Consider the following 13,126-nt stretch of genomic DNA (forward strand, 5'->3'; position numbering starts at 1 on the left):
TTTCGAGGATTTCATGCAGCGGACTTCAGACATCCGCGCCTACGTCGCGCGCGTGGTGATAGCGCTGGCGCTCGTCGGTGTGGCAGTGGTGCTCTGGCGACTGTCGAGCCTGGTCATGGTCGTGTTTGGCGCGGTGGTGGTGGCAGTGATGTTGCACGCACTGGTCGCCAAGACCGTTCGCCACACGCCCTTGTCGCAAGGAGCGGCGCTGACGGTGGTGCTGCTGTTGCTGGTGATTATCTTCTCGCTGCTGATGTGGTTGTTCGGCGCCCAGTTGGCAGGCGAGATGGAGTCGCTGAAGGCATCGCTGCCGCAGGCATGGGAGCAGTTCCAGTCGTGGCTCGCTGCCAGTCCGCTGGGGCCAACGGTGCAACAGTTCAGCGAGCAGACGCAGTCGGATGCCGGCAACCTCGCCTCCAGGCTGGGCGCACTGGCGATGTCGGCCTCGGGTAACCTGACCCAACTGGTATTGATGGTGGCCGGCGGGATCTATCTGGCGGCCCAGCCCGACCTGTATCGCGTAGGGCTGCTGAAACTGTTCCCGGCCGACCGCCGGGCGCTGGTGGGTGATGCGTTGGATGCCAGCGGGCATGCGCTGAAGTCCTGGCTGATGGGCCAGGTGTTGGCGATGGTGGTGGTGGGGGTGTTGACCGGCCTGGGGCTGTGGATGTTGGGCGTGCCCGTCGCACTGGGACTGGGCATCATCACCGCGTTGCTGGATTTCGTCCCGATCGCGGGGCCGGTGCTGGCGGCCATCCCTGCGGTCCTGCTGGGTTTCACGGTCAGCCCCCAGGTCGGATTCGGTGCGCTGGCGCTGTTCATCGTCATCCAGCAACTGGAAAGCCACGTGCTGCAGCCCTTGATCCAGCAGCGGGTGGTGGATCTGCCGCCGGCGCTGCTGTTGATTTCGCTGTTTGCGATCGGCGCGCTTTTCGGCCTGCCCGGCGTGGTGCTGGCCGCGCCGTTGACGGTTGTGATCTTTGTGCTGGTCAAGCGCCTCTATGTGCGCGAAGCGCTGGAGACGGACACCCATATCCCCGGTGAGGGATAGTCATCCCGGATGGGTTCGGCACCGCCGGATGCGTGGAGGAAAAACGCCCGCCGGGAGAGAGGCCGGCGGGCGTTCGCCCTTGCTGCAGCGCTTTAGTTCTTTATCTGCACGTCATCGATGTAGACATTGACGTCGTACGCGGTATTGGCGTGGTACAGCCAGATCGCATCCATCGTGACCGTGCTGGCGCTGATCGCCCCGTTGCCGCCGACCCAGGCGTTCCAGTTCGACGAGGTGGGCAGCGACCACGACACGTAGGTCCACTGGTTGGCCGGAACCGACTTGCTCGTCGAGCGCTCGGTGCCGTCGCTGTCATCGATGCCCACGCCGACGCTGGTGCCGGTGCCGCCGGACCAGACCCAGAACCCGACGGTGCCGTTGGCGCGCGTCAGCGCCGTGTTGCTGCCTGGATTGCCGCTGCCCGAAAGCAGGCGTACCGCCCAGTTGGCCGAACTCGACTTGTTGTCCTTGAGCAGGACACGCAGCGAGCAGGAGCCGTTCTTGCGCGTGCTGCAGTCACGTGTCGCCGTGGAGGCGCTGGAGATGCCGGTGGTGCTGCCGGAGTAGGCAGGGCTGGTGTTGAAGTGGCCGACACTGCTCTCGAAGCGGTCCAGGTACTTGACCGTGCCGCCGCCACCGCTGCCTGGATTCAACAGGCCGTAGTACTTGCTCCAGTTCCAGTTGATGCCCGGATCGGTGTGGGTCTGGCCGCTGTAGTGCTGGTGGCCCTTGATCTTGACGCTGGTGGGCAACACGTTGATGCCGCTGCTGGGGGCGCCCTTGTAGGCACTGCTGCACGGGATGCTGCTGTATTTGGCGCAGAAGCTGCGAACCACGCCGGCGGAGGCGTTGTACATCGCGTTGGTATACCAGGAGCTGTTGTTGACGTAACCCTCGTGCTCGATACCCAGGGCGAAGCTGTTCTGGTTGCGCAGGTGCCAGGCGGTATGTGCGTTGCGGACCATCTGGGTGACCTGGCCGTCGGAGCTGCGGATAACGTAGTGCGCACTGACGTTCGAGCTGGAGTTCTTGAACCAGGAAATGGTGCCCGCGTAGCTGCCCTGTGCCGTATGGATCGCCACCGCGCTGACCGCCGCGGAGCGCGAGGCGTTGTAATTGGAGGAATGCGCGGCATTCCAGATCGCCGGGCCGTAGTCGGTGCTCTGGATGCCCGCATCCGGGCCCGCGCCAGACGTGCCCTTGACGGTGGGCCGGCCGTCAGCCGACTTGGCACGAAGGGTCTCGCTGATCGGGTCGATCTCGAAGTCGGCGGTCTCGATGCGGTCATTGGCCACGTCCAGGCGCACCATCGGCGCGCGCTGCGTGATCAACTGGTCCATGTCGAATGCGCGCTCCCATTCGATCGGGCGCTCCGGCACCACGATGCCGCGATCGTTGACGCCCCGGTCCTGCGCCAACAGCACGTCGTAGGCAAAGCTGGTTCGCGCGTAATCACCTACCGCGCTGGCGCGCGCCGCTTCCACCGGGGATGCCGAGAAGCCGGCGTAGCGCATCAGGGCCGGGCGGATCTCTTCAGGCGACGGCGTGTTGCCACCGCGCTTGAGCCGCGAACGCGAGTCGGCCGCGGAGTGGTCCTTGCGGATCTCCGCGTCCAGCAGCGCCGCGGCCGCGAGTACGTTGGTGCGGGCGTCGGTACGCACCAGCGCAGGCGAGACGCCGAGCAGCTGGGCGCCAGCGGTCACCTGGTCGGCGAAGCCCTGGCCGGCAAACAGGCCCATCACGCCGTAGGCGGCGGGCATGTGATGGTGCGCTTCGGTCTGCGATTCGTTCGCGTCGGGCTGGATGTTCAGCCAACGGCTCTGCACGTACGCGATCGACTCCAGGGTGCCTACCGGCACCGCCGGGTAGCGGGCGTAGGCTTCCTTGAAGTAGCGCTGGAACGCCAGCCGCTGTGGTCGCAGCGCGGCTTCCTCGACGTTCAGCTGTTCGACCAGCGCGGCCTCCTCCGGCAACGCGGTGGACTCCCCGGCGAAAGCGGTCGAGGCAAGAAGGCCGCTGATCGCGACCGACAGCAAAATCCGTGAATATCCCCTCATGATTCCCTGAACTCCGTGTGGTGTGCGTCCCCTGCCACCGCGTTATCGCGCGAGTCACTAAGCCAGGGTTCAGCAATTTTCGGATTCGGGCAGTGTGTCGCGTTCAGGTGGTCGGAATCCGCTGCAACGTTAGGGGAAACCCTTTGCTTGCTGCCCTGCTTTTGCCGCACCGCAACCATACCCTGCGGGAATAAACCGTATGGGTTGAGCCTTTGCCGGGATCGGGCCGAGCTACCCGGGGTGCTGCATCGCTTCAGGACGCAGCGCGCGCAACCGGCGTGTGCGCAGTTGCAACGGACTGGCCAGCCCGATCCCGCCCGGATCGTGAGCCGTGTAGAGCGTCACGTGAGGGGGCGGCACTGGCAGCTGGCGCCCCAGCAGGGCGCCCAACGTCTGGTGGAACCCGCGCATGGCGGGCAGGTCGATCAACTCGATGACCGACCGGCGAGAGGGCGCCTGGCAGTTCGTGATGCCTGCGGTGCAAGACGGGTACGCGAGTTCGACAAGCCGCCCCGTGCGCTCGCACCGCCACTCCCGCGCTGCCATCGCCCGGGTTATCTCCTCATGCAGGAAGGCCGTCGCGAATGTCGCATTGAGCTCGGATCCCAGGCGCGAGCCGATGAGGGTGACATGCAGCTCGCGCTTTGGCGCATAGACGGTGTCATCCACGCGGACCGGACCCGACGGCGGCGGCCACAGTCCCGGATCGATGGGCAGCAGCAGCGTGTGTGGAGGAATGGCCAGGTCCATCCGGGGATCATGCCCGAGTCGCGCGCCAGGCTCTGCCGCGCGCTGGACGCTGCGCAGCGAGCGGCGTCGCAGCCGACCGCGGTCATGACTGTGGCAGCGCGGAAGATGGTCCGTTTGGGTGCGGTCAAGCCTGACGCGGTCGCCGAGGCGGACAATGCAGGGTTGTTTCAAATGGATGCTCGCCGTGGCCCTTCGTATTTCGGCCGTTCCACAACGCCCCGCAGGTGAGAGCCGCTACGCCGTGATCGTGTTCGCACTGGCGCTGGGCGGCTTTGCCATAGGCACCAGTGAGTTCGCGATGATGGGTCTGATGCCCAACCTGGTGCAGGCCTTTGGCGTCAGCGAGCCACAGGTCGGCCACATGATCAGCGCCTATGCGCTCGGCGTGGTGGTGGGGGCGCCAGTGCTTGCCATCCTCGGTGCGCGGCTGCCGCGGCGCACCCTGTTGCTGGCGTTCATGGCGTTCTACGCGCTGGGCAACCTGGCCACCGCGCTTGCACCCACCTACGCCACGATGCTGGCGTTCCGCTTCATCGCCGGCCTGCCGCATGGGGCGTATTTCGGGGTCGCGATGCTGGTGGCGGCCGATATCGCCGGTCCGGCGCGACGTGGAGCCGCGGTGAGCCAGGTAATGCTGGGACTGTCGATCGCAATCCTGCTCGGCAATCCGCTCGCTACCTGGATGGGCCAGGTGCTGAGCTGGCGTTACACATTCGCGCTGGTAGCCCTGGTCGCGGTGATCACGGTGGCGATGATCGCCCGGCACCTGCGCAGCGTTCCAGTCGATCCCAACCAGTCCCCGCTGCGCGAGCTGCGCGCTTTCAACACCTCGCAGGTATGGCTGACCCTGCTGATCGGCGCCATCGGGTTTGCGGGTATGTTCTGCGTTTTCAGTTACCTCACCGCCACCTTGACCCATGTCACCGGCGTCAGCGACGGCTGGATACCGGTCGCCCTGGCGGTGTTCGGCGTGGGTTCGGTGATCGGCAACCTGGCCGGCGGTTGGCTGGTGGACCGCATGCAGTTCCGCGCCACTGCGGTGATCCTGATCTGGTCGGCGCTGGTGCTGGTGGTGTTCCCGCTCGCCGCCCACTCGCTGTGGACCATCCTCCCGGCGGTGCTGGCGATCGGGACCATGGGCGCACTGGGCCCGGCCCTGCAGACACGGTTGATGGACGTCGCCGGCGAGGCCCAGACCCTCGCCGCGGCGTCCAACCATGCCGCCTTCAACGCCGCCAACGCACTCGGTCCGTGGCTGGGCGGGCTGGCGATTACTGCCGGACTGGGTTGGACCTCCACCGGTTACGTCGGTGCCGCGACAGCCGTGGCCGGCCTGTTGATCTATCTCTGGGCGCGCCGGGACGACAACCGCAGCGGGAGCGTGTTGCTGGCGGACCAGGCCCAGCGCTGAGCAGTGGCGGCTCGCGGGATCGTCCATCATGGGGCGCTCCCCACCGATGCCAGTCCGCAGCCATGTCCGACAAGTCATTGCCCGAAAAGCCGTTCTCACCCGCCTCCGAGCGCAACCGCGGCCCGATTCTGGAAGTGCTGCGCAAGGCGTTCGCCAACCGGCAACGCGTGCTGGAGATTGGCAGCGGCACCGGCCAGCACGCCGTGCATTTCGCCGCCGCGATGCCCTGGTTGACGTGGCAATGCACCGACCGCGGCGAATACCTCCCGGGCATCCGCCAGTGGCTGGACGATGCCGGGCTGGCCAACACGCCGCAACCGCGTGCGCTCGACGTCGACGACGCCCCCTGGGACGTGGGTAGCGACGTGGGCAGCGATGTGGGCAGCGACGCGGCCGGCTTTGACGCGGCCTTCAGCGCCAACACCCTGCACATCATGGGCTGGCCGCAGGTGCAGCAGTTTTTCAGCGGACTGGACGGCGCGCTGACGCCGAAGGCGACGTTGGTCGTATATGGACCCTTCAACTACGCCGGCGAGTACACCAGCGACAGCAACCGTGAGTTCGACGGATGGCTGAAGGCGCGTGACCCGGCCTCTGGCATCCGCGATTTCGAGGCAGTCGATTCACTGGCCCGGTCCATCGGCATGCACCTTGTGGATGACGCGGCGATGCCGGCCAACAACCGCTGCATCATCTGGGAGCGCGGATAATGGTGCGATCTCCGAACGCTTGCAGGCACCCGTCGTGAAACCAGTCTTCCCGCCCGGCCCGGCCCCGATCTCCGGCCGCGGCCTGAGGCAAACCGGCTGGGGCCGCGTGCCCCTGCAAGCGGCCGCGCTCGCACTGGGCCTGGCCATCGCCGGCGGCGCGATGGCCCAGGAAGCGGTGTCTGCTGGCGCTGAGGTCGACGCCGAAGACGTTCCTGCGCTGCCTACCTCGACAGTTCGCCTGGAGGCTGGTGAATACCTCTGGATGCCGGAAATGGCGCCGTCGGGCCCGGTCGTGCTGGTGATCAGCCTTCCCGAGCAATTGCTGCACGTCTACCGCAACGGCGTTCGTATCGGCGTGTCCACCGTGAGCACCGGCAAGGCGGGCCACGAGACCCCGACCGGGGTCTTCTCGATCCTGCAGAAGCGCAAGGAGCATTACTCCAACCTCTACAACAACGCGCCGATGCCCTACATGCAGCGGCTGACCTGGGATGGGATTGCCCTGCACGCGGGCAGCCTGCCCGGCTATCCGGCGTCCCATGGCTGTGTGCGACTGCCGTTCGACTTCTCGCAGAAACTCTACGGCGTCACTGCCAACGGCATGACGGTGGTGGTGGCCAACGAGTCCTCGCACTCGCCCGCGGTCTCGTCACCTGGTTGGTTCGCACCGGTGGACGCCGGCACCGGCGAGGTCCGCGGCCAGCGCATCGAGTTCGGCGATATCGGGCCGGGCGAGTACAGCTGGAATCCCGAGCGCGCACCCGACGGTGCACTCACGCTCGTACTGAGCGTGGCCGACCAGCAACTGGTGGCGATGCGCAACGGGGTCGAGATCGGCCGCGCGAGCGTGACGACCCGGGATACGCAGATTCCCGGCACCCACGTGTACGTGATGCTGGACGGCGAGGAGCCGACGGCCAGCACCGTGGTCGCGGACCGGTCGGCGCTGCGCTGGCTGGAAGTGGCCAGCATCGGCGGCGATGAAACGCCCGATGCGCCCGGTGTGGCGACGCGCCTGGGCGATGGCGGCCTGCAGGTTCCCCCCGCGTTTGCCGCCAACATCTACAACGCCCTGGAACCGGGAGCCACGGTCGTGGTGACCGGCGAGTCCATCCGCGGTACCACCCCTGCCGACCTCACCGTGATCCGCGCCGACGAAGACCCGACTGCGCCACCGCCCAAGGGAAAGTGAACAAACCCCAACCGGGATCATCACCCGCTATTCAGGCGCGATCGGCTCCCGCCCCGTATCCTGCCAGCCATGCCTCGCCTCCCTGCCTCTTTCCTGCTGGCCTGCGCCGCAGCCGTCGCCGTGTGTTCAGCCGGCTCGCGTCCCGTGGTCGCCAGCCCCGCGCTTGCCGCGCACGCGCCTGCCTCCGCCTCGCATCCTTCGGCCTCGCCCCGGCTTGAGGCGTTGATGGCCAAGCCGGAAGCAGCAGCCGGGCCGGCGTCGGCATCGCGGCTGCTGGAAAGCCTGCACGCAGCCGCTCCGGAGATGGATCCTGGCGTGTTGGCACTCGCGCTGGAAGCGCGCTCGTGCGCGCTGGACAGCGGTACCGCCGCCGGCAACCGGCTGGCGGTGATCGACTACTCGCTGCCCTCCACCCAGAAGCGCATGTGGGTGTTCGACGTCGAGCAACCGGGACTGCTGTATGCCGAGCACGTGGCCCACGGGCAGGGCAGCGGCGAAAACATGTCCAACCGATTCAGCAACGTGGATGGCAGCCACCAGACCAGCCTTGGCCTGTTCCGGACCGCCGAGACCTACGTGGGGGGCAACGGCTACTCCCTGCGCATGGACGGTCTGGAGCCAGGCGTGAACGACAACGCCCGTGACCGTCTGATCGTCATTCATGGCGCACCGTACGTGAATCCCGAACAGGCCCAGCGGCAGGGCCGCCTGGGACGCAGTTACGGGTGCCCCGCGCTGCGCCCGCAGGTCGCGCGCGAAGTCATCGATACCATCAAGAACGATCAGCTCGTATTTGCCTACTACCCCGACGATCCGTGGTTGAAAGGCTCGCGCTACTTCGGCTGCGGTGGCCGCACTGCCCGCCAGATCCTGGCGGACGCGCGCAACGAGGCCTCGAGCGGCGATGCGGTGGCCAGCGCGGCCGCCGGCAGCCAGACGGCCTCGGCAACCCTCTGATCCGGGGTTCACCGCCCTTCGACCGGACGACAGCCACGATGGACGCATTGACGTTCATGGAGTGGCAGGATGAAAACCGACGGCCCGGTATTTGGTGAGAAGTCGCTGAGCAAGCTGGCAGCGGTGTTCGACTCCCGCGAGCAAGCCGAGGACGTCGCGGCGCGACTGCGTCAGCAATTCAACCTCGATGGCGCGCAACTGCAGGTCATCTCGCCGGAGGATCCCCACCCGGGGCGCAAGATCGAGCCGGAAAGCCGCGGCATCCGCCAGACCGCCATCAAGGCGCACATCACCTTTGCGATCCTCGGGATCGTCGCCGGGCTTGTCATCTTCGCCATCCTCCGCGGCATGCACATCACCGCGGTGACGTCGTCGCCGTTGGCAGTCGCCGGGGTGCTGGTGTTTTTCGGCGCGGTGTTCGGCCTGTTTGTCGGCGGCCTGATCACCCTGCGACCGGATCAGGACCATGTGGTGATGAAGGTACGCGAGGCGCTGGACAGCGGCCGCTTCGTGATTGTCGCCAGTCCGACCGATCACTCCCAGCGCGGACAGCTCTCGGACGCGCTGCGCACCGAATCCGGCGACGTGGCTGGCAGCCTGTGACACAGTCCCGACGTCCTCGGGAGTCCTGCTGATGGTGTTTCGTATCTCGGTGGCATTGCTGGCCCTGCTGGCGCTGGGAGGTGTGTTCGCGCCTGAGGCATTTGGCGAGTTCAGCTCACGCGCACAGGCGTTTACGCTCTCCGGCGCCGGCTGGTTCTATCTGGTGGTCGTGTTCGTTGCGCTGGTGTTCCTGCTCTACCTGGCCGTGAGTCCGATGGGCGCGCTGCGGATCGGTGGGGTGGATGCGGAGCCTGAATTCAGCCGCCGCTCCTGGTTTGCGATGCTGTTTTCCGCCGGCATGGGCATCGGGCTGGTGTTCTTCGGTGCCGCCGAACCGCTCTCGCATTTCCAGCGTCCGCCGGAAGGTATCGAGCCGCAGAGTCTCGAAGCCGCGCGCGCGTCGCTGCGCTACGTCTTCTTCCACTGGGGACTGCATCCGTGGGCGATCTATGCCCTGATGGGCCTGGCGATGGCGTGGTTCCAGTTCAACCGCAAGTCGCGCGGCCTGATCAGTGACCTGCTGGAACCCCTGATCGGCGAGCGCCACTCCCAGGGGGCGGTGGGCAAGGCGATCGACGTGCTGGCGGTGGTGGCCACCGCGATCGGCGTGGCGACCACGCTGGACTTCGGCGCCATGCAGATCAGCGCCGGCCTCAGCCACGTGACGACGGTGCCGGCCGGTTTCGCCACCCAGGCGGTGATCATCGCAGTGGCGTTCGTGCTGTACATGGCCTCCAGTGCCACCGGCCTGTCTCGCGGCATCAAGTGGTTGTCCAACTTCAACATGGCGGTGGCGGCGTTGTTGCTGGCCCTGGTGATCGTGCTCGGCCCCACCGCATTTATTTTCGAATCGCTCACCACCACTCTCGGCGCCTACCTCAACCAGCTGCCGGCGATGAGCCTGCACATGACGCCGTTCTCCCAGCGCGCCTGGGTCGGTGACTGGACCATCTTCTACTGGGCCTGGTGGATCGCCTGGGCGCCGTTCGTTGGGGCGTTCTTTGCGAAGATCTCCTACGGCCGCACGGTGCGCGAGTTCGTGTTCGGCGTGGTCTGCGGGCCGGCGCTGGTGAGCTTCCTCTGGTTCGCCGCGTTCGGTGCGACCGTGCTCTACCAGCAGATGTTCCAGGGCGCGGACCAGCTGGCCGCGCTCAGCCTGGGCATCGAGCACGTGCTGTTTGCGATGGCCGACCTGCTGCCGCTGTCGTCGGTCATCTCGTGGGTGGCGATCGTGCTGCTGCTGAGCTTCTTCGTTACCTCCGCCGACTCCGCCACGCTGGTGCTGGCGAGCATGTCCAGTGAGTCCGCCGGCGATCCGCCGCTGGCAAGGAAGGTGGTCTGGGGCGTGCTGCAGTCGGTAATCGCGGTGGCCCTGCTGGCGGCGGGCGGACTGGAAGCGCTGCAGGCCGTCATCATCGTCGCCGCGCTGCCCTTCGCGGTGCTGCTGGCGGCGATCATGGTCTCCTTGAACCGGACGCTGAGCGAGGAGAAGCGCATGCATGAGCGCCACGATCGGGAGGTCCGCCGCGCGGAAGTACGCTGGCTGAAGCAAGAGCGTGAGCGGTTGGAGAAGGCCCGGCAGGTGACCGGCGAGCCGTAGCGCGGCAGGAGCGACGGAAAACGCGGGCGCGCGGAATAATGCCCTCAGGAGCAGATGGGATGTAGCGGGAGGACCATGTGGGCGCGAGTGCAGGCCGCGCGGATCAGTAGTCCGGGTCGACGTTGGCTTCCAGCGGCACCTGGTGCGCTTTCAGCCAGGCCACGACCTCGCGGCGCTCAGCCAGCGCGCGCTCGTTGAGAGCGTTGCGCGGCGGGTAGGAGAAGTAATACGCCTGGAAGCTGGCGCCGCCCGAGTTGGTGGCCAGCGGGTCTGCACCCGCCTCCAGCAGCATCAGGATCGCCGCGCCGGCGTTGGTGCGGGCGGCGACGTGCAGGGGACGATCGCCATTGTTGTCACCCAGTTGCGGGTCGGCGCCGGCATCCAGCAGGATGCGGACGTTGTCCAGGTGGAGTCCGCGCAGGGCACGTGATAGCGGGGTGGACGCGGTGGCGGGATTGCGGACGTTGGGGTCCCCACCGTGGGCGAGCACGGCATTCAGGAAAGCCGGATCGCCGACAAACGCTGCGGCGTGCACCGGGGTTTCACCACCCCCGCCGGGCTGGTTGGGATCCGCGCCGCCGTCCAGCAGCGCCTGGGTCGCGGCGAGTTTCTGCGCACCAATGGCTGCCACCAGCAGCGTGGCACCGTCTGCACCCGGCGTGTTGGGGTCGACACTGGCGAGCTGGCGCTTGATCTCTGCGCTGTCGCCGCTGGCGACCGCCTGGGCAAGCGGCTCAAGGCTGGAGTTGGCGAAGGCTTCATTGCTCATGGACTGTGGATCGCACCCGATGGCGGAGAAGAGGAACGCGGCGAAAAGGGCGCCGCTGAGGCGCCCTGTGAGAAGCGAGTCTATCCGCGATCCTGCACGCATTTACCAGTTCCAGGGCATAACCCGCGAGTTGGATACGGCCTCGCCGATCGCGCGGCCGGTGTTGGTCACACCATCCCTGATCGCGGTGGCGCCTTCAACCACTTTATTGCCCGTCCACTTGGCGACATCGACGGCCTTCTCGCCGGTCCACCTGGCGGCATCGACCGTCTTGCCAGCCACCCACGTGGTGCTCTGGATCGCTTTTTCACCGGTCCACTGGATGCCTTCAATCGCCTTGTTACCGGCCCAGACGGCGCCGTCGAACGTGTTCTGCAGGATGGCGCCCTGGGCCCCGGCCATCTGCTCAATGCCGTCGCCCACCTTGTCGGCGGTGAACTGGGCCGCCTTGCCGCCGATCGAAATGGCACCTGCGAGCAAGTCACCGACCGGTCCTGCGACGCGCTCATCCACGCGGGCCGCAACGCCTTCGGCGGTGTGGTGGATCGTATTGCCGACCGAGTCGACGACGCCGTCAACCACATGCCCGGCGATCTTCACCGATCCCTGCAGGTAGTTGCCGTCCGCCATGTCGGACTTGAGCACGCCGTTGACTTCATCGGCCACCTCGTGGGTGTTGCGCGCAAAGTCGTCGCGCAGGGCCTCGGGAACCATGTCGTGGAGGGTTTTTCCGAAGTCGGACGGGTTCTGGTATCCGGCCTGCCACGGCTCGCGCGCGATCATGGTGTCGGTGAGCAGTTGGGGGCTGTGGCTGAGCGCGTTGTAGGCCAGCTGACCCACGTCGCTGATGACCGGGATGCCACTGTTGCGCATCGCTTCCACCAGACCATTGGCGCCTGCCTGCCCGAGCAGCGGCAGGTCGAATTCGTGTTTTGCCGCGCGCCCGGTCAAGGTGTGCTGGTCGATGCCCTTGGGCTCCACCACGATCTTGGTACCCAGCGCGTCGGGTGCCGCCAGCGACAGCGGACCGGATTCCTGCACCCGCGTCAGCAGGTCGGTCTTCATCGAGTAGGCACGGATCTGGCCGCCTTCGGCGATGTCACGCGCCTGCTGCGGGCTGGCCATTCCCAGCCGATCCAGGGTGTTGGGATGGATGCCCGAGGCGTCGAAGGTGACCGCCGGAATACCAGTGGCCAGGGATGCGACCGAGGCCAGGCCACCGCCCTGGGAGTGGCCGGTGATGGCCAGGTTGGTCGCGGCCCCGGAGTCTCCGTCGCCGAAGACCCGCGCAAACTCGATGGCGCTGTCGGCAGCTAGCCCGGTGAACTTGTCGACCGAACCCGTCTCGAAGCCCAGGCCCTGCTGGAAGTTGTCGCCCCAATCCGCGGCGCCTTCGGCGGTGCCGCGATAGGCGAGGACGAAGTTGCCCTCACCGTCGGTGTAGACCTCGGCCTTGAACTGGTTGGCGGTGGTCTGCTCGACCCCGCCAAGGAATTCCTGGCGCCAGGTGGCCGGGTTCTCGATACCGCGAGACTCCAGCATCGCGTCGCTGACCGCGCTCCAGCCATCGGGTGGCGCGCCGCGGGTCCCGTACACCGAGGTCGCCAACTGCGACATCGTCACGTCAAAGGGTTGCGCCCGGGTGCCGCTGGTGGCGTCCTTCAGCGTGCTGCCGGCGGGCAGGGCATACGGGCCGGGTGCGGACGGCGGCGCTTGCGGTGCCAGTCTCGCCGGGGCCAACGAACCCAGCTGCGGGTGGTAGCTGGGCTCGCGCAGACCGCTGACGCCAAGCGGCGATGGCGACAACGGCGAGAACGGCATTGGCCGCTGCAGGTTCTGCAACGGTGCCAACATCTGCAGGCGGTTGGTGAGTCCGCTGAGTCCACCCTGACCGATCAACATGTCCCGCCTCCTTTTCGGCGCCTGTACCGACCATAGGGCCGATGCAAGGCGCCGCGGTAGCTGGGGCGGACCCTAGTGCGGTCGATGCCGGCGCGCACCGCGGATCCTTCGCGGGGGTGCACTG

At 67.0% G+C, this 13,126-nt stretch carries 10 protein-coding genes and 1 pseudogene; 7 read left to right on the plus strand and 4 right to left on the minus strand.

From position 1 onward, the window contains the following. The first annotated feature begins 13 nt into the window (after positions 1-13). Positions 14-1,051, plus strand: a complete 1,038-nt coding sequence (locus tag INQ43_RS00295) for an AI-2E family transporter (protein WP_194036746.1) — start codon at positions 14-16, stop codon at positions 1,049-1,051. 92 nt (positions 1,052-1,143) lie between these two features. Here INQ43_RS00295 and INQ43_RS00300 read toward each other — a convergent pair whose 3' ends face one another. Next, positions 1,144-3,108 (minus strand): peptidoglycan recognition family protein, encoded by a 1,965-nt coding sequence (locus INQ43_RS00300; RefSeq protein ID WP_228062550.1) that lies wholly within the window; start codon positions 3,106-3,108, stop codon positions 1,144-1,146. Positions 3,109-3,339: 231 nt separating this feature from the next. Then, positions 3,340-3,858, minus strand: coding sequence for a hypothetical protein (locus INQ43_RS00305; RefSeq protein WP_194036747.1), 519 nt, complete (start codon positions 3,856-3,858; stop codon positions 3,340-3,342). A 184-nt stretch (positions 3,859-4,042) separates the two neighbouring features. Between INQ43_RS00305 and INQ43_RS00310 the strand changes: the two genes are divergently transcribed. The 6 genes and pseudogenes from INQ43_RS00310 to INQ43_RS00335 all read left to right on the plus strand — a co-directional run bounded on the left by INQ43_RS00310 (position 4,043) and on the right by INQ43_RS00335 (position 10,331). Next, complete coding sequence (locus INQ43_RS00310; RefSeq protein WP_228062551.1) at positions 4,043-5,269, plus strand: MFS transporter; 1,227 nt, start codon at positions 4,043-4,045, stop codon at positions 5,267-5,269. Between the two features lie 62 nt (positions 5,270-5,331). Further along, positions 5,332-5,979, plus strand: coding sequence for a DUF938 domain-containing protein (locus INQ43_RS00315; protein WP_194036748.1), 648 nt, complete (start codon positions 5,332-5,334; stop codon positions 5,977-5,979). Between the two features lie 34 nt (positions 5,980-6,013). After that, complete coding sequence (locus tag INQ43_RS00320; RefSeq protein WP_194036749.1) at positions 6,014-7,171, plus strand: L,D-transpeptidase; 1,158 nt, start codon at positions 6,014-6,016, stop codon at positions 7,169-7,171. 69 nt (positions 7,172-7,240) lie between these two features. Continuing rightward, a pseudogene (locus INQ43_RS00325) lies at positions 7,241-8,041 on the plus strand (murein L,D-transpeptidase catalytic domain family protein); the annotation flags it as partial. A 156-nt stretch (positions 8,042-8,197) separates the two neighbouring features. Continuing rightward, entirely contained in the window at positions 8,198-8,731 is a 534-nt protein-coding gene (locus INQ43_RS00330; RefSeq protein WP_194036750.1) for a riboflavin biosynthesis protein RibA, read from the plus strand. A 31-nt stretch (positions 8,732-8,762) separates the two neighbouring features. After that, complete coding sequence (locus INQ43_RS00335; protein WP_194036751.1) at positions 8,763-10,331, plus strand: BCCT family transporter; 1,569 nt, start codon at positions 8,763-8,765, stop codon at positions 10,329-10,331. A 103-nt stretch (positions 10,332-10,434) separates the two neighbouring features. Here INQ43_RS00335 and INQ43_RS00340 read toward each other — a convergent pair whose 3' ends face one another. After that, the gene (locus INQ43_RS00340) at positions 10,435-11,100 is read right to left on the minus strand and encodes an ankyrin repeat domain-containing protein (RefSeq protein ID WP_194036752.1); all 666 of its coding nucleotides are present in this window, start codon (positions 11,098-11,100) and stop codon (positions 10,435-10,437) included. Between the two features lie 102 nt (positions 11,101-11,202). Further along, positions 11,203-13,002 (minus strand): Mbeg1-like protein, encoded by a 1,800-nt coding sequence (locus tag INQ43_RS00345; protein ID WP_194036753.1) that lies wholly within the window; start codon positions 13,000-13,002, stop codon positions 11,203-11,205. Between the last annotated feature and the right edge of the window lie 124 nt (positions 13,003-13,126).

It is taken from the genome of Lysobacter sp. H23M47, assembly GCF_015209765.1.
In the GTDB taxonomy this organism is placed as follows: domain Bacteria; phylum Pseudomonadota; class Gammaproteobacteria; order Xanthomonadales; family Xanthomonadaceae; genus Novilysobacter; species Novilysobacter avium.